The 24,097-nt window shown below is 44.2% G+C and carries 23 protein-coding genes; 16 read left to right on the forward strand and 7 right to left on the reverse strand.

The features are described 5' to 3' along the window. Window positions 1–346: 346 nt before the first annotated feature. From AC5JPT_RS12380 to AC5JPT_RS12390, 3 genes are read left to right on the forward strand one after another with little or no spacing between them, the layout of a single operon-like run. Window positions 347–1,420, forward strand: coding sequence for an aspartate carbamoyltransferase catalytic subunit (locus tag AC5JPT_RS12380; protein ID WP_493858269.1), 1,074 nt, complete (start codon window positions 347–349; stop codon window positions 1,418–1,420). Window positions 1,421–1,478: 58 nt separating this feature from the next. Further along, window positions 1,479–2,690 (forward strand): dihydroorotase, encoded by a 1,212-nt coding sequence (locus AC5JPT_RS12385; protein WP_493858270.1) that lies wholly within the window; start codon window positions 1,479–1,481, stop codon window positions 2,688–2,690. After that, window positions 2,683–3,231: a DUF2127 domain-containing protein gene (locus AC5JPT_RS12390; RefSeq protein WP_493858271.1), complete on the forward strand. Its 549-nt coding sequence runs from the start codon at window positions 2,683–2,685 to the stop codon at window positions 3,229–3,231. Before AC5JPT_RS12385 ends, AC5JPT_RS12390 begins: the two co-directional genes overlap by 8 nt. Window positions 3,232–3,307: 76 nt before the next feature. Here AC5JPT_RS12390 and AC5JPT_RS12395 read toward each other — a convergent pair whose 3' ends face one another. The 3 genes from AC5JPT_RS12395 to AC5JPT_RS12405 all read right to left on the reverse strand — a co-directional run bounded on the left by AC5JPT_RS12395 (window position 3,308) and on the right by AC5JPT_RS12405 (window position 8,046). Then, the gene (locus AC5JPT_RS12395) at window positions 3,308–4,582 is read right to left on the reverse strand and encodes a cation:proton antiporter (protein WP_493858272.1); all 1,275 of its coding nucleotides are present in this window, start codon (window positions 4,580–4,582) and stop codon (window positions 3,308–3,310) included. Between the two features lie 135 nt (window positions 4,583–4,717). After that, a complete protein-coding gene (locus AC5JPT_RS12400) occupies window positions 4,718–6,337 on the reverse strand; it encodes a DUF2254 domain-containing protein (protein ID WP_493858273.1) in 1,620 nt (539 codons plus the stop codon). 131 nt (window positions 6,338–6,468) lie between these two features. After that, complete coding sequence (locus AC5JPT_RS12405) at window positions 6,469–8,046, reverse strand: YihY/virulence factor BrkB family protein (protein ID WP_493858274.1); 1,578 nt, start codon at window positions 8,044–8,046, stop codon at window positions 6,469–6,471. A gap of 270 nt (window positions 8,047–8,316) precedes the next feature. Here AC5JPT_RS12405 and wrbA point away from each other — a divergent pair, with 270 nt between their 5' ends. Both wrbA and AC5JPT_RS12415 read left to right on the forward strand, forming a co-directional pair. After that, complete coding sequence (gene wrbA / locus AC5JPT_RS12410) at window positions 8,317–8,934, forward strand: NAD(P)H:quinone oxidoreductase (RefSeq protein WP_319052043.1); 618 nt, start codon at window positions 8,317–8,319, stop codon at window positions 8,932–8,934. Between the two features lie 127 nt (window positions 8,935–9,061). Then, entirely contained in the window at window positions 9,062–9,514 is a 453-nt protein-coding gene (locus tag AC5JPT_RS12415; RefSeq protein WP_493858275.1) for a hypothetical protein, read from the forward strand. 137 nt (window positions 9,515–9,651) lie between these two features. Here the strand turns inward: AC5JPT_RS12415 and AC5JPT_RS12420 are convergent, their stop codons facing one another. Next, on the reverse strand, window positions 9,652–10,407 hold the full coding sequence (locus tag AC5JPT_RS12420) for a DUF3108 domain-containing protein (protein WP_493858478.1): 756 nt from the start codon (window positions 10,405–10,407) through the stop codon (window positions 9,652–9,654). A 465-nt stretch (window positions 10,408–10,872) separates the two neighbouring features. Between AC5JPT_RS12420 and groES the strand changes: the two genes are divergently transcribed. Both groES and groL read left to right on the forward strand, forming a co-directional pair. After that, window positions 10,873–11,163 (forward strand): co-chaperone GroES, encoded by a 291-nt coding sequence (groES, locus tag AC5JPT_RS12425; protein ID WP_058024926.1) that lies wholly within the window; start codon window positions 10,873–10,875, stop codon window positions 11,161–11,163. 114 nt (window positions 11,164–11,277) lie between these two features. After that, window positions 11,278–12,930, forward strand: a complete 1,653-nt coding sequence (groL, locus tag AC5JPT_RS12430; RefSeq protein WP_493843612.1) for a chaperonin GroEL — start codon at window positions 11,278–11,280, stop codon at window positions 12,928–12,930. Window positions 12,931–13,218: 288 nt separating this feature from the next. Here groL and AC5JPT_RS12435 read toward each other — a convergent pair whose 3' ends face one another. Next, window positions 13,219–13,674 carry an Lrp/AsnC family transcriptional regulator gene (locus AC5JPT_RS12435; protein ID WP_493858276.1) on the reverse strand — a complete coding sequence of 152 codons (456 nt, stop codon included), beginning with the start codon at window positions 13,672–13,674 and terminating at the stop codon, window positions 13,219–13,221. A gap of 147 nt (window positions 13,675–13,821) precedes the next feature. Here AC5JPT_RS12435 and AC5JPT_RS12440 point away from each other — a divergent pair, with 147 nt between their 5' ends. The 3 genes from AC5JPT_RS12440 to AC5JPT_RS12450 are packed head-to-tail and all read left to right on the forward strand — an operon-like array spanning window position 13,822 to window position 16,630. After that, a complete protein-coding gene (locus AC5JPT_RS12440; protein ID WP_493858277.1) occupies window positions 13,822–14,739 on the forward strand; it encodes a DMT family transporter in 918 nt (305 codons plus the stop codon). 18 nt (window positions 14,740–14,757) lie between these two features. Next, complete coding sequence (locus tag AC5JPT_RS12445; RefSeq protein ID WP_493858278.1) at window positions 14,758–15,936, forward strand: amino acid aminotransferase; 1,179 nt, start codon at window positions 14,758–14,760, stop codon at window positions 15,934–15,936. A gap of 25 nt (window positions 15,937–15,961) precedes the next feature. After that, window positions 15,962–16,630 (forward strand): glutathione S-transferase family protein, encoded by a 669-nt coding sequence (locus AC5JPT_RS12450; protein ID WP_493858279.1) that lies wholly within the window; start codon window positions 15,962–15,964, stop codon window positions 16,628–16,630. A 125-nt stretch (window positions 16,631–16,755) separates the two neighbouring features. Here the strand turns inward: AC5JPT_RS12450 and yaaA are convergent, their stop codons facing one another. Further along, window positions 16,756–17,577, reverse strand: a complete 822-nt coding sequence (yaaA, locus tag AC5JPT_RS12455) for a peroxide stress protein YaaA (RefSeq protein ID WP_493858280.1) — start codon at window positions 17,575–17,577, stop codon at window positions 16,756–16,758. Between the two features lie 479 nt (window positions 17,578–18,056). Between yaaA and AC5JPT_RS12460 the strand changes: the two genes are divergently transcribed. The 6 genes from AC5JPT_RS12460 to AC5JPT_RS12485 all read left to right on the forward strand — a co-directional run bounded on the left by AC5JPT_RS12460 (window position 18,057) and on the right by AC5JPT_RS12485 (window position 22,766). Continuing rightward, entirely contained in the window at window positions 18,057–19,211 is a 1,155-nt protein-coding gene (locus tag AC5JPT_RS12460) for a Re/Si-specific NAD(P)(+) transhydrogenase subunit alpha (protein ID WP_493853490.1), read from the forward strand. Window positions 19,212–19,326: 115 nt separating this feature from the next. Next, window positions 19,327–19,665 (forward strand): proton-translocating transhydrogenase family protein, encoded by a 339-nt coding sequence (locus AC5JPT_RS12465; RefSeq protein ID WP_319052069.1) that lies wholly within the window; start codon window positions 19,327–19,329, stop codon window positions 19,663–19,665. After that, a complete protein-coding gene (locus tag AC5JPT_RS12470) occupies window positions 19,662–21,062 on the forward strand; it encodes an NAD(P)(+) transhydrogenase (Re/Si-specific) subunit beta (RefSeq protein ID WP_443526898.1) in 1,401 nt (466 codons plus the stop codon). Before AC5JPT_RS12465 ends, AC5JPT_RS12470 begins: the two co-directional genes overlap by 4 nt. Before the next feature lie 205 nt (window positions 21,063–21,267). Continuing rightward, entirely contained in the window at window positions 21,268–21,804 is a 537-nt protein-coding gene (locus tag AC5JPT_RS12475; protein ID WP_493858281.1) for an acyl-CoA thioesterase, read from the forward strand. 174 nt (window positions 21,805–21,978) lie between these two features. Next, the gene (iscX, locus tag AC5JPT_RS12480; protein ID WP_201572234.1) at window positions 21,979–22,188 is read left to right on the forward strand and encodes a Fe-S cluster assembly protein IscX; all 210 of its coding nucleotides are present in this window, start codon (window positions 21,979–21,981) and stop codon (window positions 22,186–22,188) included. A 65-nt stretch (window positions 22,189–22,253) separates the two neighbouring features. Next, window positions 22,254–22,766, forward strand: coding sequence for a GyrI-like domain-containing protein (locus AC5JPT_RS12485; RefSeq protein WP_493858282.1), 513 nt, complete (start codon window positions 22,254–22,256; stop codon window positions 22,764–22,766). Window positions 22,767–22,866: 100 nt separating this feature from the next. On the opposite strand, the gene dapE is transcribed toward AC5JPT_RS12485, so the two are convergent. Then, window positions 22,867–24,084 (reverse strand): succinyl-diaminopimelate desuccinylase, encoded by a 1,218-nt coding sequence (dapE, locus tag AC5JPT_RS12490; protein WP_493858283.1) that lies wholly within the window; start codon window positions 24,082–24,084, stop codon window positions 22,867–22,869. Window positions 24,085–24,097: the final 13 nt, after the last annotated feature.

Genomic DNA, 24,097 nt, shown 5'->3' on the forward strand with positions numbered 1-24,097 from the left:
TAGTATCGGAGTAAAGAAGAAAGTGCTATTTGGCACACTCTAACGGGTTAAATGTTTAATTAGCCTGTATGGCATCTTTGTCGTAACTACAAAATCGGCTACACTATATCTATTGTTATTCATTTATAGTTTTGTCAGACTTGTTCTCTATGAGAATGCAGTATGTCTGCTTATGCTTCCTGACTGATTGCTGATGCTGTTTTGGTCACATTCGATTACGGTAAATTGTAGCAAATAAGCATCAAAATGTCCTTTGTATCTATGCTTATCAGTGATAAATGATCGAACAAAGATAAATAAGTGATTGCTATAGACTCATATAAACCCACAATGAAGACTTGTCATTATGTCAAATTCTATCGATAGTAGCGCTACACAAGCAGTTTCGCCAACTGATTATGCAAAATTTGATCCTAATACCATTCACCATAGACTCAATACCTCACTGAGCCGTCCGCAGCTCAATACTGATGGCAGTATCCGGCATTTTCTAGGTGTGGAAGGTCTCAATAAAGCGCAGCTCAAAGCAATCATCGCAAAAGCAGAGACTTTCTTTGATGATAATGGTCAATTAATCAACCGTCCTGAGTTGGATGGCTATACCGTAATGAATTTGTTCTTTGAGCCATCGACTCGTACGCGAACGACGTTTGAAGTGGCAGAAAAGCGATTGGGCGCCAACGTACTCAATATCGATATCGAACGCTCCAGTACGAAGAAGGGCGAGAGTCTACGCGATACGCTATGGAATCTACAGGCAATGACCGCAGATATCTTTGTGGTACGTCATTCAGCGTCAGGTGCTGCGCATTTCATGGCAACAGAAGTCACCCCTGATATCGCGATCATCAATGGCGGTGATGGCTGGCATGCGCATCCTACCCAAGGGATGCTTGATATGTTGACCATCCACCGTGAGGCGCCGCGTCCATTTGAAGAATTGTCTATCGCAATCGTTGGTGATATCAAGCATTCACGCGTGGCACGCTCTGATATCAGTGCACTGCAAACGCTAGGCGTGACAGATATTCGCGTTTGTGCGCCGCGTACGTTACTACCCAAAGGTATCGAGCGTTTTGGTGTAACCGTGTATGAAAGTATGGATGAGTGTGTCATGGACTGTGATGTCATTATGGGATTAAGAATACAAAATGAGCGTATTGGCTCGCCGCTTTTGGCCTCATCTAATGAGTACTATAAGCATTATGGTATTACGCCAGAGCGAGTCGCTCTTGCCAAACCTGATGCATTAGTCATGCATCCAGGTCCAATGAACCGAGGCGTTGAGATTGCTTCTAGCGTGGCAGATGGCGCACAATCTGTCATCTTAAAGCAGGTAAACAATGGTATAGCCATACGTATGGCAGTCTTATCGCTTGCGATGGAAGGCCAGCGCGCTCACCAAGAGGCTGGTAAGTAACAGCCGGCCGCGCGACTTATTCTCATTTATTTTATTTTATTGATACGGTAATAACGTTATGTCTACCATGCTTAATACTGATGCACCTATCCTTGACCATTTACCAGTAGCATTCAGAGATGCGCTACCGCCTACTGTGATAGAGAAGCTATCTACTCTCGAGGCTGGGCGAGAAAAATGGCTGCTACCGCCTTTGGTAGATTTATGTGCTCGTTTACGTGAGCCAGGTCAGCAGCAACACGGCACGCTAAAATCAGAAGGCAGCGCTGCTCGTGGTAATGGGTTCTTGCATGTCGTTATCCCACCAGATACCAATCCTATTTTAGAAAACGGTTCACTCTTAAAGGGTTTGCGTGAGCGTGCGCTTGGTGATGGTGGTATTCATTTACACATTTTGGGTGCGCTGACTGCAGGGCTAGAGGGCGAGCGTCCCTCTAATATAGCAGGGCTAAAAAAAGGCGGCTGTATAGCTGTGTCTAATGCTCGCAGACCGTTTCGCAATGATTTGGTGCTATTACGTACCCTAGAATATGCAGCGACCTTTGGTATGAAGGTGTTCTTTTATCCTGATGAGGCAAGCCTGTCTGGAGATGGGGTTGCTCATGAGGGCTATATTGCCTCTTATCATGGTCTAAAAGGGATTCCTTGGATTGCTGAAACCGTTGCCTTATCTACGCAGCTGCTCATGGTTGAAGAGACTGGAATCGCCGCTCACTTTAGTCAGCTGTCATGCAAGTCCTCTATTGAGCTCATGCGCTGGGCAAAAGACAAGGGTCTACCTGTTACGTGTGATGTTGCAATGCATCAGCTGTACTTAACCGATGACAATCTTGAAGGCTTTAATGCACAAGCTTACGTGTTGCCACCACTACGTAGTAATACCGACCAACAAGCTATCCGCCGTGGACTAAAAGATGGCACTATCGATGCGATCTGTAGCCATCATGAGCCGTTGAACAGTACGGCAAAAAAAGCGCCGTTTGCCGAGAGTACGCCTGGTATCTCAAACTTTGATACTTTTATGGCGCTGGCGTGTCAGTTGGTACATGATGAGGTCTTAACACTCGCACAATTGGTCGATAAGATCTGTCTCAATCCTGCCAAAATCGCTGGTATCAGTGATCAGTACGAAGCCATTGGCGGCGCTGTATTGGTTGATCCAACTATCGAGTGGCAAGTGACCGCGCAATCTATGTTGTCAAATGGCAAGAACACGCCATTCTTTAATCAGCAATTGCAAGGCCGAGTCGTGGAGACGTTCTTTGGCTAATTGGTCCCGACAGGATGACAGTTTGCCGCCATCCTCGAAGGACAAAGAGGTTGACGTTGACGACCATCTAGACAAACCATACAGCACTGCTAGTGAGTCCATCAAAGCGGTAGCGGTTTATGAAGTGGTTAAAGGCATTGGGGCCATATTGGGGGCGGGCGCTCTGTGGTCATGGCATACGGATCTCGACCATTGGTTAAAAACTGCCACATCTTCTTGGGAGCAAACCTTTGGTCAACTGCTTGCACCGCAAATCGATAGCGTAGTGCGTATTGCTCAACAGGCGAGCAAAAACTGGTCATTATTTCTATTACTGATATTTGCATATGCCAGCCTGCGTTTTCTTGAAGCTTATGGCTTATGGCATGATAAAACATGGGCGTATTGGTTTGGCGTTTTAGGCTATGGCATATTTATTCCTATAGAAGTCTACTATCTGATTGTTAGCCCATTTGATTGGTTTAAGCTTGGCATACTTATCTTTAATCTAATCATTATTATGGTGGTATACCGTAGTATGAAACAAAAAGGTCTGATATAACCCTTGTACGTACGTAAAAGGCCAGCGTAGGAGGCAGCTCTTGCGCTGGCTTTTCTATGACTATTGCACTTAACGATTATACGTCTACGGTTTTATCCTCTGTGCGAATGCTTTTTGCAACTTTGCCGACGCTGAGGCCTTGTACCAGAATAGAAAATATCACGACGGCATAAGTAAGGGCCAATAAGATATCGCGCTCTGTACCAGTGGGCAGTTGTAGGACTAACGCGACAGAAATACCACCGCGTAGTCCGCCCCATGTCAGCACTTTCCAAGCACCAGTAGGTAAGTCCAATTGACGATGAAAAGTTTTGGTCGTCATACCCACGACAATAAACCGAGCAATCAGAGCAATCAAAATGGTCAAGCCCGCTGCAATAAATAAATTGCCAGAATAAGCTATCATCACTACTTCTAGACCGATGAGCACAAACAAAATCGCGTTTAAAATCTCATCGATTAATTCCCAAAATAGGTCAATGTAGTGACGCGTCTGATCACTCATTGCAAGCTCCCGCCCGCGATTACCAACCATCAATCCCATCATAACCATAGCGAGCGGTCCTGACAAATGCCAGTGGCTGGCAAGCGCATAGCCGCCAATGACACCAGCTAAAGTCAATAGCACCTCTTCTTGATAGCTATCTATGCTCTTGAGCAAATAGTATAAAATTGCGCCAAGGACCAAGCCAAAGACCACACCGCCGCCAGCCTCGACAGCTAGCGTATGTGCCACATAGTTAGCAGTTGGGATATCACCACTGGATAGGATACCAAGCAGCAAGACAAAAATGACCACGCCGATACCATCGTTGAACAACGATTCACCAGCGATGACGGTCTCGATGCTTTTTGGCGCACCAGCTGATGAGAGAATGCCCATCACTGCAATAGGGTCGGTAGGGGATATTAGTGCACCAAATAGTAAGCACCACAGAAACGGCAAACCAAAACCAAACAATGGCAGCATAAAGTAGATTGCTGTAGCAATCAGCAGTGCTGATACAATAGTGCCAATACCAGCTAATATGCCGATAGGTAGTTTGTAGCGTCTAAGATCATTAATATTGACGTGTAATGCGCCTGCAAATAGCAGCATCGAGAGCATACCGTCTAACAGTACTTCGGTAAAATCAAGCTGCTCTAACAGACTGACTTCATAATCAATCAGCTGATCGAACCCCAAGAACCCCAAAAATATCGCGCCGATAGACAATAATATAGAGATGACCATCACACCGATGGTGGTGGGTAAGCCAATAAAACGGTGATTGATATAAGTCAGTGATGCAGTAATTGACAAAAATATGGCGCTGATTTCAAGTATGGTCAAGCTGGTTGCAGATGCCATAAAGTAGGTCTCTTATGTATATAAAATTTACCCTAAGCCAAAGACTTATAAGTGCTACGTAACTGTTGTTCTTTCATCTATCAATATTGGCGCACCAAGTCAGCCAGTACTCTATTTCATTGACTGGCCATACAATCAGCTTGACTGCGATTCTAATGCTTGGCGGATATTGATAGCAAACTCGCTGACGTAATCAAAGTGTTGATGCCGAGCATCCTCATTGAGAATAAACTGCTCGGCCTGATCACACATAGCGACTAGATCATCTATCAACTCTTGATAGCTCAAATTTTCTTCACCAGCTCGTTTCACCAGCTTTAGCTCATGCAGTAGTGTCTGCTGCTGTGCACTGTTCACCCGTGCATAGTTCAGATTGACCATGGCTCGACACAGTGCTTTTAACACCATTAAGTCAGCCGCCGCATAACGGCGTATCTCACCAAGCGACACATTGATAAAATCAGATATTTTGGGTGTATGTGTGACTAAGGCGAGTATGGCAAGTCGCTTTTGTTTGACTGCGTTTTCAGAACCATCACTCTCTGGATGTGGTATATAAAAATGATAAGGACTTGGCGGTTGGCGCCGCATCATAATACTCAAGCAGCTGGTCAGAGACTGGACACAGTTGACGGCTGTCTTTGGATCATTGATACCAGGAGACAATGCCCGTACCGCGATTTCAGTCATTTGACCTAAACTGTAGGCGATGTCATCAGAATGAGCCAGTCGTTGTTCGATTCGCACGCAGCCTGCAAAGCGTTGCCAAAACATACCGTCAGGTGACCGCGGTATCATAGCCAGATGCGCGGTGGCGGTCTTCTGTTGATTATACGGATGGTCTGCTGGACGCTGATAAAAGTACCCAATGACGTTTTTGTCAGTAATATACTCGCCAAGATTGACATGCATCTGTACCACACCGCCATAATCTTGCGACAGTGCTATTAGTGACTCAAGATAGATCTGCTGCAAATAGCCTGAGCGTGGTGAGTAGATGGGCATGGCAGGCCAATTGTGAAATTGTTCGACATCATGATGTTCAGCATCACGCTGATGTTGGATATCACACTGATCGGTGTACCAATAGTAGATATTTGCCAAAGCATCGTTGCTAGCGTTTTGTATCACATGAGATGCCTGAATAGCATGTACCATATGCTGTACAAAATAAACCAACAACAGCGCACAAACAATAGCCATGATAATGGCAAAGGTGACGGCTAACTGCGGTACACCAAAAGACACATCGTATTTATGAATAGACTTTAGGACGAGTAAGCTATAGCTAAACGTGCCGATAAAGGCGCCAAGGACAAACTGGTTTGGCGTATCTGTCAAAAAGTTACGTAATAACCTAGGACCAAACTGTGATGAAGCCATAGACAGTACAGCAATCGTAATTGAAAACGTCGTGCCAGCCACACCTAATACCGCACCAGCAATAGCGGTCATGATAGCGCGTGCCGCATCATCATCACCTGTAAACGCAAAAGAGATTTCTCGAACCCTTTCACGATCAAAATGCTGATCTATTGTCACCAACAACGGCGCAAGCAAAATGCCGACAATCACACAAGCGGTCGGGATAAACCAGTAAGATCCAATAAGCTGCTGCCACAAGTTTCTTAAGCGATCAGGCAAGTCGGTAAGTGTCTGTAGCGACCATAACTGAGTAAACTGTTTGAGTTTGCTTTGACCTGTACTGATAGTACGGATCCACATGCTTGTGTCATCGTCTTTGTGCGCTGCCATATACTCAAAGTATCCAAAAATAATAGTAAAGTGGCTTGTTGTCGCAGAGTCGTCAGAACATCTCGCTACAAGCTTTTGGGTTCACGTACCCTTAGATTCAAGCGCCTTTAAATTCAGTGCTCGTTGATGGGTTACGAGTTTGCTTTTGGGTTATCAGCCTCGGTAATAACAGCATGCTTATAGCCACGTCTGTTTGATTCCGTCTTATCCGAGTGCTCAGTAGAGCCTATGGGAATAACGGCTTCATTATTGTGATCATCGTAATCAACATTGCTGTCTTTGTCATAGGCAATAGGGTCAAAATGCGGTGACGCTTCACCGTTTATGTTAGTTGAGTGGGCTCTATAAGCACCGCTTTTATCCAAGTCATTTTGTGTTAGAGACGCGTCCGCTGCTGCCGTTTTTCTAAATAATTTACCATGACTTCCTTTTTTGCCAGAAGCAGATTTTTTGCGCGGTTCACTATTGGTAAAAATAGCATTTAGCGGTAGATGCAGTTGCTGTTTGGCATAGGCTTCAGTATGTTCAAAGCGATCTACTAACAAGCTGAGCCAAGGTTTCTGATCCTCTAACCTCATCTCATCAAGCTCGTCTTTGATTGGTAGCGGATAGGGCAGCGTACGATAAAAGTCCCATAACGTCATTGCGCTCAAGTCTTTTTTGAGTACATAGTCATCGTCTTCTGTCATAGTGATGAGATTACTGTCCTGTAGGTAGTTGATATAGGTATACCATTTGGGGAGCTCTTTTCGCCCCAGTACATTGCGCAGTGCTTGTTCGCTAACCGCTTCGCCTCTTAGATGATGGGTGTATACCAAGTTCAGCATGTCCAACAAGCTAAGCAACGGATGGCGAGGATAGACCTCTTCTGTCTCAAAAATAGTTAGGGTATAGCTGATCTCAACACCCAGTAAGATAAGGTTCCACGACAGAAATATCCATAGCAAGAATATAGGAAGCGCTGCAAAAGCTCCATAAATCGCCTCGTAACTTGTAAAGTTGGCCATCACAGTACCAAACAGATGCTTCATCAGCTCAAAAACGATGGCGACAAATACACCAGCAATGGCTGCATTTTTTATAGGCACGCGTGCTTTCGGTATGAACCAATACATACCAATAAAGCCTGCGACAGTGATACCAATCGATACGGCCTGTACCCAAAACCCCCAGTCGATACCATAACCTGCGATTTGTCGATTGAGAAAGCTCAGACTCTGAACCGTACTAGAGGCAATAAACGCTGTACCCAATACCAACGGTCCTAGGGTTACGATCGTCCAATAGCGCATCATGCTTTTGAGACCACCTGAACGGTTTTCTACCCGCCAGATTTGGTTAAAAGCGCGCTCAATAGTGGTCAGTGTCAGAATGGTCGTCAAAAACAGAATCATGGCACCGATGATGGTCAGGTTGGATGATTTTTCGGCGAAGTCATTAATATACTCACTAACTTGTAGGCTGGATTGTGGCAATAGATTGCTATAAATAACCTCATATATCTGTGCTCTCACTGAGGCAAGGGCTGGTACAGACGATAAGATCATCAATAATACCGTTAATACAGGCACAATCGACAGCATGGTGGTATAGGTGAGCGATGCTGCTTTTTGCTGACAGTTGTCTTCAAAAAAATGTCGAACCAAAAATCGCAAGAATTGAAACCAGCGTTGCTGCAAAAACGGGACTTTCTGTGATAATTTTTCCATGTCGACCAGTTAGCAAAAGTAAGAGTGACAATAGTGTAACAAACATGCGCGGTCGTCATCTGCGGTTTAATTGTGTCAAAATGCACAGAGCGCACCAATAGAGCATGGCATTCGCTATAATAAGAACTAGGGTTATTTGCTGTCAGTGAATGACTCGGGCATAATGTGCCCATATCCTACAATGCTATAACACAGACGTTTCGGTAGTATCAGACTACTGACAATGGTTATAAGTGCTAACGTTGATAATTTTATAAGGAAGTGTTGCCAATGAGTCAGACCGCCCCTTATGTTTTGGTGCTCTATTATTCTAACTATGGTACGACGAAGACATTGGCATATGCTATCGCTCAAGGGATCGAAGATGCTGGCATGACAGCCCGTATCCGCACAGTACCGACAGTTGCGCCTGAGACGACGTCGAGCAAGCCTGCGATACCTGATGAAGGCGACCTATATTGTACGATGGACGACCTAAAAGACTGTAGCGGTTTGGCGCTCGGTAGCCCAACGCACTTTGGTAATATGGCAGCGCCTATGAAATACTTTTGGGACAATACCGTAACGCTTTGGTTAGCAGGAAACCTACAAAATAAGCCAGCGTCCGTATTTACCGCGACAGGCTCTATGCATGGTGGTCAAGAGACCACGTTGCTGACAATGATGTTACCATTGATGCATCACGGTATGATGATTGTGGGCGTCCCTTATGCTGAACCTGCGCTGAATCGTACTGATCGCGGTGGTACGCCTTATGGTGCCAGTCATGTCAGCGGCGCCTCTCATGATCAGCCAATATCGGCTGATGAGCGTGAGCTCGGGGTTGCACAGGGACACCGTTTGGCAATTACAGCTACTGCTTTAGCACAGGCGAACTGGGGTCGTTAACCGACTCTTTATAGTTTGTACTGTCATTTATTTACTGTCATGCAGCGCTTATATAAGAATTGCATGATTAGCGACTTATTGTTAGGCGCTGATAGCCAAATATTAATCTAGGAAATACATACCTCTAATGGCCACAAACCGTTCTGACAGTAAGACCCTAAAAGCTGCCAAGCCTATTGCACCTATTGCAAAGCGCTTGACGATTACTTGGTTGATATGGCTTGTTTATAGAATGATTGGATTACCTGTTTTTATCAGTGTGTTCAATCCAAGTAGTCCTGACATCATTGGCGGTATTGCTTGGCAAGCGTTATGGCTTGTGCCCGCATTTATCTTGACACCATGGATACTGCGTGGGCGCTCGCCTTATGCCTTGCTGATAAGCAGTATGTTTACGCTTGTCTATCTGGGCGCAAGTGGGGTGGTGCTGTTCACTCGTATATATGGCAGTAGCTGGTCTGAGATAGCCGTATATTTGACCGACTTTGTGCTGTTATTTGCTATCAATGTCTGGTTGTTCATTTTACTAAAACGTCTACCGTCAATGAATAATGTCGTTAAGCAGCCGCGCGCTCGCTAACATTTCTATATTATCCAAGAGCCTTTATTTATCGTGAATAGGTCTCATTAAGACACAGACTTGGAACAAAAAAAGCGGCGTCCTACATAGGACGCCGCTTTTTTAATACGATAAAACGATTTTTGTGCTTACTGGTATTAGTTGACCTTGGTCAATTCTAAATCCATTTTTTTGCCATCATTGATCTGACTGACCTTTATAGGCAAATAGTCTAAGCTTGGGGCTAACCAAAAACTGGTAGAGCGGCTGTCATCATCGTGGACGCGGTCAACACGCACGGTATCAAACGTTCCAGCTGGTACGGTAATCTTGGTATTGCCTGATTTTTTAAATGGTGTCTTTTCAACTTTATTTTTCTTTGCCATGTAGTAATTGCCAGAGAACTTACCATTTAATAGGTCTTGGCGAATTTGCACCTCAAGGCTTAGGTCGTCAAAGGCTTGTTGCGACATATTCATGGTCGTGGTTTTGCCTTTATAGTTGCTAGTGACTTTTTTGGCACTTGGGTTAAAGTCCAGCTTATGTGTACGACCAAGACCTAGTAGCTTATAAGTAGTGCTCGCCTGCGTAGGACTGACGTTATTACCATTGATCGTAAAGGTACTGTTTTGCGAAGCACTAGCCACCCCAGCGACGCGTGCCTTTACGTTATATTTCCACGTGCTACCGGACTTACTTAGCGTACGAGTCGCCGATCCCTTGTATTTGTCTTCAACCGTAAAGCTATAATCGGCAGTAGATGGCTGAACGGTCTTTGCGCTGGCAAGCGTGGGTGCGGTCATACTTAAGGCTCCAATGGTAGAAATACTGATACCTGTCATTAAGGCAGATACAAACGTAGATGGTTTGCGTTTCGTACTATTAGACTCGTTGTGCAGTGATTTTTTGTGCATTAACGTCAAACTCATAGATACCTCTTTATTAATATGATGCTGATATAGCAGCATTTATCGATCATTCTTATTATGCTCACACTGCTTATAATGGTCATACTCTGTTACATTTTCAAGAGTTACAGTCGACTGAAGCGTGTAGTGCTTGTAGCGAATGTTGCTATAGACAGGAATAATTTGATAAGGCGTAACGTGCTGTAAAGCCAGCAATAGAGGATAAATAAAACATAGAGTCTCTATTAGGCGCCATTTCTCTTGAGTGCCATTAACAACCAGCAGAATAATCTTGTAAATTTTTGGGCTTTACACTTGAAGCCAACCTATCTTGCCCCCACTTTTTGTTACAAGCTCAAAGCGTATCTTTAGATTGCTGTTATTGAATGGCGACTCTTATAGATACTGGTATTGAGACTATTAATTCAAATAAACCCTTTATTCAAACAACTAATTTTTGGAGTCATATCGATGAACATTCGTCCCTTACATGACCGTATCGTCGTCCGCCGCATAGAAGAAGAGACAAAAACTGCGGGTGGTATCTTATTACCGGGTTCTGCACAAGAAAAGCCTTCACAAGGTGAAGTAATTGCTGTTGGTAATGGTCAAGTTCGTGACAACGGCGAAACTCGTGCGTTAGACGTAAAAGCTGGTGATAAAGTATTGTTCGGTCAGTATGCTGGTCAAACGGTAAAAGTTGACGGTGAAGAGTTATTGATCATGAAAGAGTCTGATGTATTGGGTGTGCTGGAAGGTTAATCTGCTTTGAGTGTGGTTTCACATTCAGCGCATATCTAATAACTAACATCGACTCTCGATAAGAATAAATCATCTCATTGTATTCTCATACTTATAATAGTGGAGTAATTTAACATGGCAAAAGACGTAAAATTCGGCATTGATGCTCGTAAACAAATGATGGACGGCGTAAACGTTCTAGCAAACGCAGTACGTGTTACCCTAGGCCCTAAAGGTCGTAACGTCGTTATCGATAAATCATTTGGCGCACCTACCATCACGAAAGATGGTGTTTCAGTTGCTAAAGAAATCGAGCTTGAAAACAAATTCGAAAATATGGGCGCACAGCTCGTTCGTGAAGTGGCTAGCCGCACTAATGATGTCGCTGGTGATGGTACAACGACTGCGACTGTATTGGCTCAGTCAATCTTGCAAGAAGGCATGAAGTCAGTGGCTGCTGGTATGAACCCAATGGATCTAAAGCGCGGTATCGATAAAGCTGTTCGTGCTGCAGTGCAAGAAATCCATAACTTATCAACGCCTGCTGATGACGAAAAAGCTATCGCGCAAGTAGGGTCTATCTCTGCTAACTCAGACACCAAAATCGGTGAGTTGATCTCGCAAGCGATGCAAAAAGTGGGTAAGCAAGGCGTTATCACTGTTGAAGAAGGTTCAAGCTTCGAAGATACCCTAGAAGTTGTCGAAGGTATGCAGTTTGACCGTGGTTATATCAGCCCGTACTTTGCCAATAAGCAAGACAGCCTAACTGCTGAATTTGAAAACCCATATATCTTATTGGTTGATAAAAAAATCAGCAACATTCGTGAAATCGTGCCATTACTTGAGCAAGTCATGCAGCAAAGCAAGCCATTGCTTATCATTGCTGAAGACGTAGAAAACGAAGCATTGGCAACCCTAGTTGTAAACAACATGCGTGGCGGTTTGAAAACTTGTGCTGTTAAAGCACCAGGTTTTGGCGATCGTCGTAAAGCCATGCTAGAAGACATCGCAACGCTAACGGGCGGTACGGTAATCTCTGAAGAGATTGGTTTGAGCTTAGAGACTGCGACGCTTGAGCAGCTTGGTACTGCGAAAAAAGTCACTGTTGGCAAAGAAAATACTGTGATTGTTGATGGCGCTGGCAACAAAGCTGATATCGAAAACCGTGTTGAGTCTATCAACCGTCAGATCGCTGAATCTACTTCTGATTATGATAAAGAAAAGCTACAAGAGCGTGTTGCTAAACTAGCAGGCGGCGTAGCAGTAATCAAAGTCGGTGCAGCAACTGAAACCGAAATGAAAGAGAAGAAAGACCGTGTTGACGATGCACTACATGCCACTCGTGCTGCGGTTGAAGAGGGCGTTGTACCTGGCGGCGGTGTTGCATTAGTTCGTGCGATGAATGCCTTGTCTGAGCTAAAAGGCGACAACGATGACCAAGATGCTGGTATCAATATCCTACGCCGCGCGATGGAAGCACCATTACGTCAAATCGTCACTAACGCTGGTGAAGAGGCCTCAGTCGTCGTGAACGCAGTAAAAAATGGCACTGGCAACTACGGCTACAATGCTGCCTCTGGTGAATACGGTGATATGCTTGAGATGGGTATCCTTGATCCAGCCAAAGTATCTCGTTCAGCACTAGAGAACGCAGCGTCTGTTGCAGGTCTCATGCTTACCACTGAAGCCATGATTACTGATTTACCGCAGAGCGATGACGGTATGGCTGCTATGGGCGGCGGTGCTGGTGGAATGGGCGGTATGGGTGGAATGGGCGGTATGATGTAATTTTACTTCTGCTGCAAAGCGATTTATCTTTGTCAGATACGCTCAATGTACAACAAGTACTATTTTCGCCTATCTTCCTTGATAAATCACTTTTCGCAAAAAGTAAAATCAACCTCATAAAGTCTATTTGACTACTAAAGGCTCTGCTATCGGAAGATAGCGGGGCTTTTTTATGCTCGATAATAAAGTTATGTAATAGTTCAAATTAACTAAGTATTTGTACTTGTATTAATAAACTTAACGTATATGAAAGCCATGCTCGACATTGCTCATTAGTATGAAAGAATCTCACACAAAAATAGGTAAAGTCGTTTTCTTAATTACCTTTCTCACCGATAGGTGGGTATGTATGTCTTTTACGCTAGCAAGTTTATTTAGCTTACGTGTGAAGCGCTCATAACCATCGAGATTGGGGCTAACCACTTCCAATAAATAATCATAAGAACCCGATACCACATGTCCGTTAATGACCTCGTCCATATTGGATAGGGCTTGCTCAAAAGCTGCAATAGAGCCTTCTTGGTGGTTGTTGAGACTGACCTCCACAAAGAAACTCATCATAATGCCCGCTTTGGCTTTGTTTATGTTCGCTTGATAGTTCTCTATATAACCTTCGTCCTCTAGACGCTTTAAACGCCGCGCACAAGGAGATGGCGACAGCCCTACGCGTTCGGACAGCTCCGCCGTAGATAAGCGCGCTTCTTTTTGGAGCACTTCCAAAATATGACGGTCTATTTTGTCCATAATTTACCCTTTGGCTTTTTAAGCCAATAATTTTAATTTAATTGGCATTATCCACCAAATATTTGCAAAATTGCAATGAATAAATAGAGATAAAAGCGCGTATTTTAATCGATAATTGGTCTTTGTATACCAGCATAAGACACGACTATGAATACGATATTCCACCCCTCATCGCGCAAAAACCCTTTGTTTATATTGTCGCCACTAACCAAAGGCTATGTGGCGATGAGCGTCGTCTTATTGATTTGGTCAGGATTTGCGTTGACTGTACGAGCGGTTGGGGCATCGTCGCTCAGCATTGCCGATGTTATGCTCATTCGCTTTAGTGTACCGCTAGTTTTGTTAACTCCTTGGGTACTCTCTAGTTGGCATGAAATCAAAAATATAAGATTGCCAGATATCATGTTTATTTTATTTGGCGGTGTGCCTTTTCTTTTGTTGGCGGCTTTTGGTGCAAGTACGGTGCCGGCCGCTTACATGGGTACTATTTTGACAGGGACACCAGTTTTCTTTGCCGCATTATTGTCTTTTATTTTTTATCGTCAACGAATATCATTAAGAAAATTTGCCGCACTAATCCTTATTCTCTTTGGTATCGCTACTATGATTGGCGGACACGCACAGGCAATACCAAATAGTCTGCTGTACGGCGTGGGGTTATTATTAACGGCAAGCCTGATTTGGGCAGGTTTTACCTTGGGGTTAAAAAGCACCAAGTTAAGTCCAATAGCTATCGCGATCGTGCTCTCTTATAGCTCGTTTTTTCTAACATTAGTGATTGTTCTATCTGGTATTGTGGAGACGAACATAGGGTCTGTGTCTTTTGATGACGCGCTTCCATTTATCCTGGTACAAGGCCTTGGTGTAGGGGTGGTATCAACCATTGCGTTTTCTTATGCTGTTAAACAATTGGGTTCTATTCGTACATTATTACTTGGCTCTTTGTCCCCAGGACTAACCGCTATACTGGCTGCGCTGATACTCAACGAGTCTCTATCAGTCATCATGATAGGCGGCATCGTACTCAGTACCATTGGTGTCATCTTATCCAATCGAGCGAAATAAACTAATTAAGGAAGTATCATGATGTTAGATAATATGCCTGTTATCAATGGTGATCCACTGTGGGCATTGTTAGGTAGGTTCCGCGCTGACCAACGCAAACATAAAATAGATCTATTGGTTGGTGTTTACCGAGATGAGTATGGCAATACGCCCGTGATGAAAACTGTGCAAGATGCAGAAGTACATCTGGCTCATCAAGCGCATTCAAAGGCTTATGGCATGCTATCGGGTAACGCTAATTTTAATCAACAAATGGCAAAACTTGTATTAGGTGAGAGTCCAAGTCTAAAAAACCAATGCACGATTCAAACGGTTGGGGCATCAGGGGCGTTACGGCTCATTGCTGACTTTATCGCTATGCTCTCTCCAGATTCAACTGTTTGGATCAGTGATCCTGGCTATATCAATCATCGTCCGCTAATGCAAGGTGCTGGGTTAACGGTTGAGACGTATCCGTGGCAAAATAAAAATGGTCAATTAGATATTGATGCGTGTTTTGCCGCGCTAGAAAAAGCAAAAGAAGGGGACGTACTGCTATTACATGCGTGCTGCCACAACCCTACCGGTATAGATCCTTCTTTAGAGCAGTGGCAACTGTTCTCTGATAAGTGTAAACAGAAAAATATTGTCCCATTTATTGATATGGCATATCAAGGTTTTGGAGATGATCCTGATAGCGATGCTGCAGGGCTTCGTCTCATTATTGAAGACGCTGATTTTGCATTTATCGCTGCCAGCTGTTCGAAAAATATGGGACTATACAACGAGCGTACAGGTATTGCCTCGGTGGTAACGACGCACCATGAGCGTCACGCAGATATACAGACACTTTTAGAAACCATTACACGTGCCAATTACTCTATGCCGCCCAATCACGGTGCCGCAGTGGCTTCTCATTTGTTAGACAGCCCAGATGCTTGGCTAGTCGAGCTGGCAAGCTACCGTGATAGGGTCGATACTATTCGCCAAGCGTTAGGCGCAGCTTTGAAGGATAGGAATGCACCTGTAGAGTTTTTGGACATCTCGCATCAAAAAGGTATGTTTTCTCTACTACCGCTAACAGAGAGTCAAATGCTCGTATTGCAAGATGAGTTCGCGATTTACGGCATGCCAAATGGGAGAATTAATATTGCCGGTTTGAAAATGACGGAAATTCCTCAATTGGCTGATGCTATCATGTCGATTATTTCACGTTAGAGCATAATTTTTATAACTTAGTACAATGGTTTTATTCGATAATCGCTACAGCAAGAAGGACACGACTATTTATACTTTATATTGGGATAAGGGCGGCGCTAACATGGCGACCCATGCTGTCTTTGAAGAGCTAGGCGCGTCTTATGAGATGATAGAAATAGACCTGTCTAAAAACATGCAAAAATCAGCTGAGTATCTAGCCATCAATCCAAATGGTAAAGTACCTACGTTAGTGCATCAGAGGCAGGTTATTTATGAATCTGCGGCAATTTTGATGTATGTGTTAGATCAACATCCCGAGTCTGGGCTAGCACCTGACACAGGATCGGCTAGGCGCGGTGTCTATTACCAGTATTTATTTTGGATGTCTTCTACACTACAAGAAGCCGCTAATCGCTGGGCACATCCTGAGCAGTACATCAGCGGTGAGCGCAATTTGCAGCAAGTAAAAGATAAAGCAAATGACACGCTAACCCACTGCTGGGATATTGTTGAAAAGGAGTTAGCTAATTATGGTCCATGGTTGTTGGGTGATAAACTAAGTGGGGCTGATTTTCATTTATTTATGGTTGCTCACTGGAGTCAGCGATATACAAGTCGAGCACAAGACTGGACACACCTAAATGCACACTATCAAGCCATGCTAAACCGCGCCTCGGTACAGGAAATGATGGCACAAGAAGGATTGTTGTAATCCGTTCATACGTTTAACTATCCATACGTTTAACTAAGAGATATTTTACGAAGTCACTAGAAGCACTGAATGCCGTAACTTTAGTGACTTCTAGCGTTTGTAGTAAATATCGTTTTTATATCAAGTTACTGATCCGCCGCATCTCGTCTAAACGTCCACGTCTTATTATCGGATGCTTCTTCACAATAGTAATAGCCTGCCAAATCAAACTGCTTTAGCTGCTCAGCATTGGTCAGCTTGTTATCTGCTGCATATTTTACCATCAGACCACGGGCTTTTTTGGCATAAAAGCTAATCACTTTATATTGACCATTTTTCTCGTCTTCAAATCGTGGTGTAATGATGTCTGCCTTCAGTGCTTTTTTCTTTACCGATTTAAAGTACTCATTAGAAGCCAAATTCACTAATACCTTGTCATTGCTGTCAGCCATACGCGCATTGATAACGTTAGTCACTTCCTCATCCCAAAACTCATAAAGATTGTCACCGCGTTCATTTTTAAGCTTGGTACCCATCTCCAAGCGATAAGGCTGGATAAGATCCAATGGTTTTAACACACCGTATAACCCAGACAAAATCCCCAGATGCTCATTGACATAGATGGCGGTATCTTTATCCATATGATACATATCAAGACCAGTATAGACATCACCGTCGAATAAATACCCTGCAGGCTTGGCTGCATTGTTAGCGTCGTCAGTGCTGTCATCAGTAAACGGCTTATCCTTGCTCCAGCTCCATTGCTGATTGCGTGCCGCATTGAGCTGGGCAAGATCATCAGAGATACTCATCAATTCTTGTAAATCGACAGGCTCTTTTGACTTTAGTATTTTCATTAATGACTGGGAATGCTCGATAAGCTCTGGCTGACTATAGTAGTTACCGAGATTCACAGGTACATCGTCTGTCTCATTCAAAGATTTGGCAGGGGAGAGTAAAAAATACATGATTATTCCTTATTATAGTGAGTCGATGACCAACCGCTCTGGGTGTCAAGCGTTCTTATTATACGATACATGGGAGTTTAACTTGACTTAGCCTTGGTTTTTTATGTTTTCTTGATGTTATCTATCAGGTTATGAGCATGTGCAAAGTCGGATCACTAGCGATGGCAAGCCATACAGTACAAGGGCTAAAGAATTCTGAAAAAGATGATACGTTCAATATAACAACAAAAAGTATGCCAATGGTATAAATCCCAAAATTTTTATTTTACTTGTGGGTCATCATTAGACAATGAAAATTGTTGGGTGTTGTCTCTATAATAAAAAGACATGATGGTAAACAATCCATCATTTATTAAATTGATAGTCTTTATTCTTGATAGTGAATAAGTCATAGAATAAGGGTTTTTTGTCCCCTGTGCTTTTTGAAAATGCGTTGAGGGTATTAAGGGTAAGTCATTATATATAAGTAAGGAGACGATATGAAAATCGGTGTAATCAGTGCAGATATCGCGAGCGAAAGCCGTGTCGCACTAACCCCAGACGCGGTCAAAAAACTGCGTAAACTTGGGTTTGAGGTCGTCATACAGTCAGGTGCCGGTCAAGCAGCATACTATGCTGACGACATGTATCAGGCTGCTGGTGCCGATATTGCCAATAGCAGCACCGAGGTCATTACCCAGTCTCAAATTATTACCACCGTCAATGACTTGCCGACGGAGGCTACCCAAAGCCTATCATCGGGTCAGATCGTCATTGGCATGTTGGACCCTTATCGCAATACTCAGCTTGATACCTATGCGTCCAAAGGCACAACCGCTTTTGCTATGGAATTGTTGCCACGTACGCTTTCACGTGCCCAAAACATGGACGTCTTGTCATCACAGGCCAACCTCGCCGGCTACAAAGCAGTGCTGCTAGCAGCCAATGAATACTCTCGTCCATTTCCAATGTTTATGACCTCAGCGGGTACGGTCAAGCCAGCCAAAGTGGTTATCTTGGGCGTTGGTGTTGCGGGCCTACAGGCGATCGCCACCGCAAAACGTTTGGGTGCCGTCGTAGAAGCCAGCGATTTGCGTCCTGCGGCAAAAGAGCAGGTCGAATCACTTGGCGGAAAATGGCTTGATGTACCAATGAGTGAAGACGAAGCGCAAAAAGCCAAAGCAACAGGCGGCTATGCGTGGACCCCATCAGAGCAATACATCAAAGATCAAGCCGCTGTCGTTGATAAAGCACTCAGCAATGCTGACATCGTCATCACAACCGCGCAGATTCCTGGTCGTCAAGCACCGCGTTTAGTGCACGGGACAACGCTTGCCAAAATGAAGGCAGGCTCAGTCCTGATCGATATGGCTGCTGGTACCGGTGGTAACGTCGAAGGCAGTCTACCTAACGAGACCGTCACCACAGATAACGGCGTACGTATTGTTGGTGCTGCCAACATCCCATCGATGCTTGCAGCGCAGTCATCAGATCTATATGCCAATAACCTTGTCAACTTTATCACGACGTTGATCAAGCCTGCTAGCGATGACGCGCCAGCAAACGACCTTTCGCTTAACTTAGACATGGAAGACGAAATTCAGGGCGCACTGGCAGTGACACATGACAGTCAGGTACGACTAGCCAAGCGCTAGGTTCGACTGCCTATCACGATATGTTTTGTCACTATACATTTGCCAGTAATGAATAAATTTTTAGGAGGATAAGATGATTGCCACTATTTTAGCTGCAGCGCCAGCTGGTGCGGCCATGAGTAGCACACCATTTGTAGCGATTTTCACCGTATTTGTACTCGCTATTTTTGTCGGATATTACGTCGTTTGGGGCGTTACCCCTGCATTGCATACGCCCTTGATGGCGGTAACCAATGCCTTATCAAGTATTGTCATCGTAGGTGCGATGCTGCAGACCGTTCATATTGACGGCTCGATGTTCACACCAACCAGTTTGCTCGGTGCCTTTGCCGTATTTTTGGCCAGCATTAATATTTTTGGTGGTTTTGCGGTGACTGAGCGTATGCTTGCAATGTTTAAACCCAAAGTAAAAAAAGCACCAGTAGCAACCACTGATGTTGGAGGTGACGCATGAATGATTTTTCAACAATGATTGCGGCAAATGCTGATTGGTTCTACCTAGTTGGTGCCATCCTCTTTGTATTAACGCTACGTGGTCTATCTAGCCCAAAAACCGCTATCCGTGGTAATCGTTTTGGTATGGCAGCGATGGCTATCGCTGTTGTGACGACGTTCTTTTTAGCAGAAGGTCCTGTGCTTTGGCTCATTATCGGGGCAATGATTTTAGGTGCCCTTGTTGGTATGTGGAAAGCGAAGACAGTCGCGATGACACAGATGCCAGAAACCGTTGCGTTGATGCATTCATTCGTCGGTTTGGCAGCGGTAGCGATTGCCCTCGCCACAGTATTACATACTGAGCAGCAGCATGGCGCGGTGGCCCGTGTTGAGCTATTTATCGGTTGCTTTATTGGTGCGATCACATTCTCAGCGTCTGTTTTTGCCTTTGGTAAACTGGCAGCGAAAAGCTGGGCTAAGACACTGGTCGGCGGCTGGGTAAAACCGGTTCAAGCACTACTATTCATTGCGATGATTGGTTTCGGTGGCGTATATTTCGTCACAGACTCATTACCAGCATTTTATACAATGGCAGTGATTGCGGTTATCTTTGGTTGGATGTGGATTGCGCCAATCGGTGGCGGTGATATGCCAGTGGTGGTATCACTATTGAACTCATTCTCTGGTTGGGCGGCAGCGGGTATTGGTTTTACCCTTGGCAACTCAATGTTGATTATCGCAGGTTCGCTGGTCGGTTCATCAGGTGCGATCTTGTCTTACATCATGTGTAAAGCCATGAACCGCTCATTACTCAATGTGTTGTTCGGTGGTATGGGTACAGGCGCTGTTGCAGCAGGCGGTGATGATGGTGCACCCAAAAACTACAAAGCAGGCTCGGCAGAAGACGCAGGGTTCCTTATGTCTAATGCCAGCAACGTGGTTATCGTACCGGGTTATGGTATGGCACAGGGCCGTGCACAGAATGCAGTAAAAGAGCTATACGAGCTATTAAAAGAAGAAGGCGTCAATGTTCGTTTTGCGATTCATCCTGTCGCTGGTCGTATGCCAGGTCATATGAACGTACTGTTGGCAGAAGCTGACGTGCCTTATGATGATATTCTAGAGATGGATGAGATCAACTCAGACTTCGCGAGTACCGATGTGGTTCTAGTTATCGGTGCAAACGATGTGGTAAACCCATCTGCAAAAGATGATCCGACTTCACCTATTTTTGGTATGCCGATTCTAGAAGCCAGCAAAGCCCAAACGGTTATGGTTATCAAACGTTCAATGAGCACTGGTTATGCTGGTCTAGATAACAGTCTGTTCTACATGGACAAGACCATGATGATCTTTGGTGATGCTAAGAAAATGGTAGAAGAGATGGTACGTAGCATCAATGGTGGTGGTCACTAATCGCTAAGGCATGTGTTTGATCATAAGCATTTACCTATAAGTTTTTAGATAAAGCCAAACAAAGCAAAATAAAGCCAAACAAAGAAAGTCACTCAGGTGGCTTTTTTTGCGTTAAAGTGGCCTGCGTTTATGGCGGGTTTATAAGCGGGTGTCAATGCCTATTACCATCAGCAATTATAAATACAATGAAATAAGAGAAAGATTTATGAATATGTTACTGCGTTTTTTTATTATGGTCAGTTTGCTCAAACAACAGCTCAAGCGTCAACCGGCGAGCGAGACAATTAGCTTAGAGACATTAACCGCGCCGACCGTACGCCATTATCGCGTATTACCCCACGATATGGGTTTCCGTGATCATCTGCCCAATTATCGTTATCTGTCATTTATTGAGCTAAATGTTACCCGTTGGGTGATGGCGCATTGTCATCAAAAAGGCATCAAACCTCTAAACTGGGTCATTGCCATGCAGGAGATGATTTATCTCAAACAAATTAAATTTTTAGATAAGATGACGCTGAGCAGTACAGTTGCAGGCTGGGATCATAAGTACGTCTATTTTGAGCATCGCTTTTTTGTAAAAAATCAGTTGATGGGCGTTGGTATGACTAAATTTGTATTCACCGATGATACCGGCATACGCACACCAGAGGTGCTAGATATGACAGGTGAGCAATTGACGGATACCATTAACACATGGAACGAGCACCAAGTCGCTGTCAAATCCGCCAAATCAGCATAAACGACACCAAAAACAGCACTAAGAAACTGTATTGAAAGTAGCATCGCAAAGTAACTTGGCTATAATCATTTAATAAATTTTGGTAGGATAGAGCCCATAAAGTCGTCGGTCTCAAGGCGACTGTACTGTGTTTAAAATAACTATTTCAAAACCATCAAAGAATAAGGTACCGTTATGATCCCGCAAAAATTAAAATGGACAGACAGCTTAGATATCGCAATTGAGCTATATGAAAAGTTTCCTGAGACTGATCCGCAGTACATACGCTTTACCGATTTGCACCGCTGGGTGACTGAGCTTGAAGGCTTCGATGATGATCCACAACGCTCAAATGAAGGCATCTTAGAAGCCATTCAAATGAACTGGATCGATGAAGCAGACTAATCGACTTAGTCTGTAAGCATAACTGTAAATAAGAAATTAAACCAACAGATATAAAGGGCCGCATCATGACATCACAAATTAAAGAGCTACCAGAAGCGATAGCGTGTAGCGGTATCAGCGTGCGTACCACCAATAACGCTGAGATTAGCCATGACACTGCCAAACTGGGCAGATTATGGCAAAAGTTCTACCAAAATTATGCGGGTGAGCTGCCTGAAGGTGAAGATATCTATGGCATCTATCACAACTACGAAAGCGATGACCTAGCAGGGGCGTTTGATGTTGTTGCCAGCTGGAAAACGGCTACCGAGCAAGAGGATCAATTAGACAGCTCAGATAGTAAAATTGTGGCTAACATGAGTGATGTGGTAGAAGTAAATATACCTGCAGGAAAATACTTGGTATTTTCCGAAGAAGGGCACATGCCTAACACTGTCATGAATGCTTGGGAGAATGCTTGGGAGTATTTTAATACGGCAGACTGTGAGCATACTCGTACATTCAATGTCGACTTTGAGCATTATATCGGTGGTAATCTAGAGTACGGTCAAGTCGATGTGTATATTGGTATTGAGTAGAGCTGTTATATCCTTTATAAAAGCAAGCTAGTGTATAAAGATGCAAAAAAGCGCCACATTCGCATACGATGTGGCGCTTTTTTACTTTGAATCTCAGTAATTAATCTAACAATAAATTTTCTAAAATACCCTCATAAATCTGCGCAAGTTTTCCTAAGTCATCGACTTCTACTTTTTCATCAACTTGATGAATCGTCGCATTACGGACACCAAGCTCGACGACTTGTGCCCCTGTTGGCGCGATGAAACGTCCATCAGACGTACCGCCAGAGGTTGATAACGTGGTATCGACATTGGTGACTTTTTTGATGGCGTTTTGGCAAGCTGAGACCAGTTTTCCTTCAGGAGTCAAAAACGGTTGGCCAGATAATTTCCAATGAATATCGTAGTTTACCTTGCTATCAGCAAAATATTTGTCAAAAATAGCATACGTTTTTGCCTTTAGTTCATCTTCAGTGGTTTCAGTTGAAAAACGGAAGTTAAAGACAACATTTAGCGTTTCAGGAATGACATTGGTTGCACCTGTGCCGCCATTGATATTTGATATTTGCAATGACGTGGCTGGGAAGTAGTCATTGCCATTGTCCCATGCAGTCGACGTCAGCTCCGCAAGGGCAGACATTGTTGCATGGATTGGGTTACAAGCTAAATGCGGATAAGCAACGTGACCTTGCTTGCCTGTGACCGTAAGCTCTGCGCCAAGAGAGCCACGACGACCATTTTTGATGATATCACCTAGCGTATCAGTACTTGATGGCTCACCAACGAGACAGTAGGTGATTTTTTCTTGCCGCGCTTCTAAAGTCTCGATCACTTTAACCGTGCCATTGATTGACGGGCCTTCTTCATCTGAGGTGATTAAAAAAGCAATTGAACCATTGTGCTCAGGATGATTGGCGACGAAGCGTTCAGCTGCGATAGTAAAGGCAGCAATGCCGGTCTTCATATCAGCGGCACCGCGTGCCCATAGATATCCATCAGCAATGGTTGGGGTAAACGGAGGGTATGTCCAGTTTTTTTCGTCACCTGTTGGCACCACATCTGTATGACCAGCAAAACAAATGACGGGATCAGTCGTGCCACGGCGCGCCCACAAATTTTTGACTTCAGCATGCTCGCCCTTTGCTTGTCTATCACCATAGTACATAAACTCGCAATCAAAGCCTGCTTGCTCCAAACGCTCTGACAATATATCTTGGCAACCATCATCGTCTGGTGTCACTGAAGGGCGCTCTAACAGCGCAATACTCAAATCTAAGGTTGCTTGCTGGTGAGTCGTGTGTTGAGACGTGCTTGTTTGGTTGTGAGAGTCAGACATGAATAAGCCTTTT

This window comes from Psychrobacter sp. H26 (genome assembly GCF_059073035.1).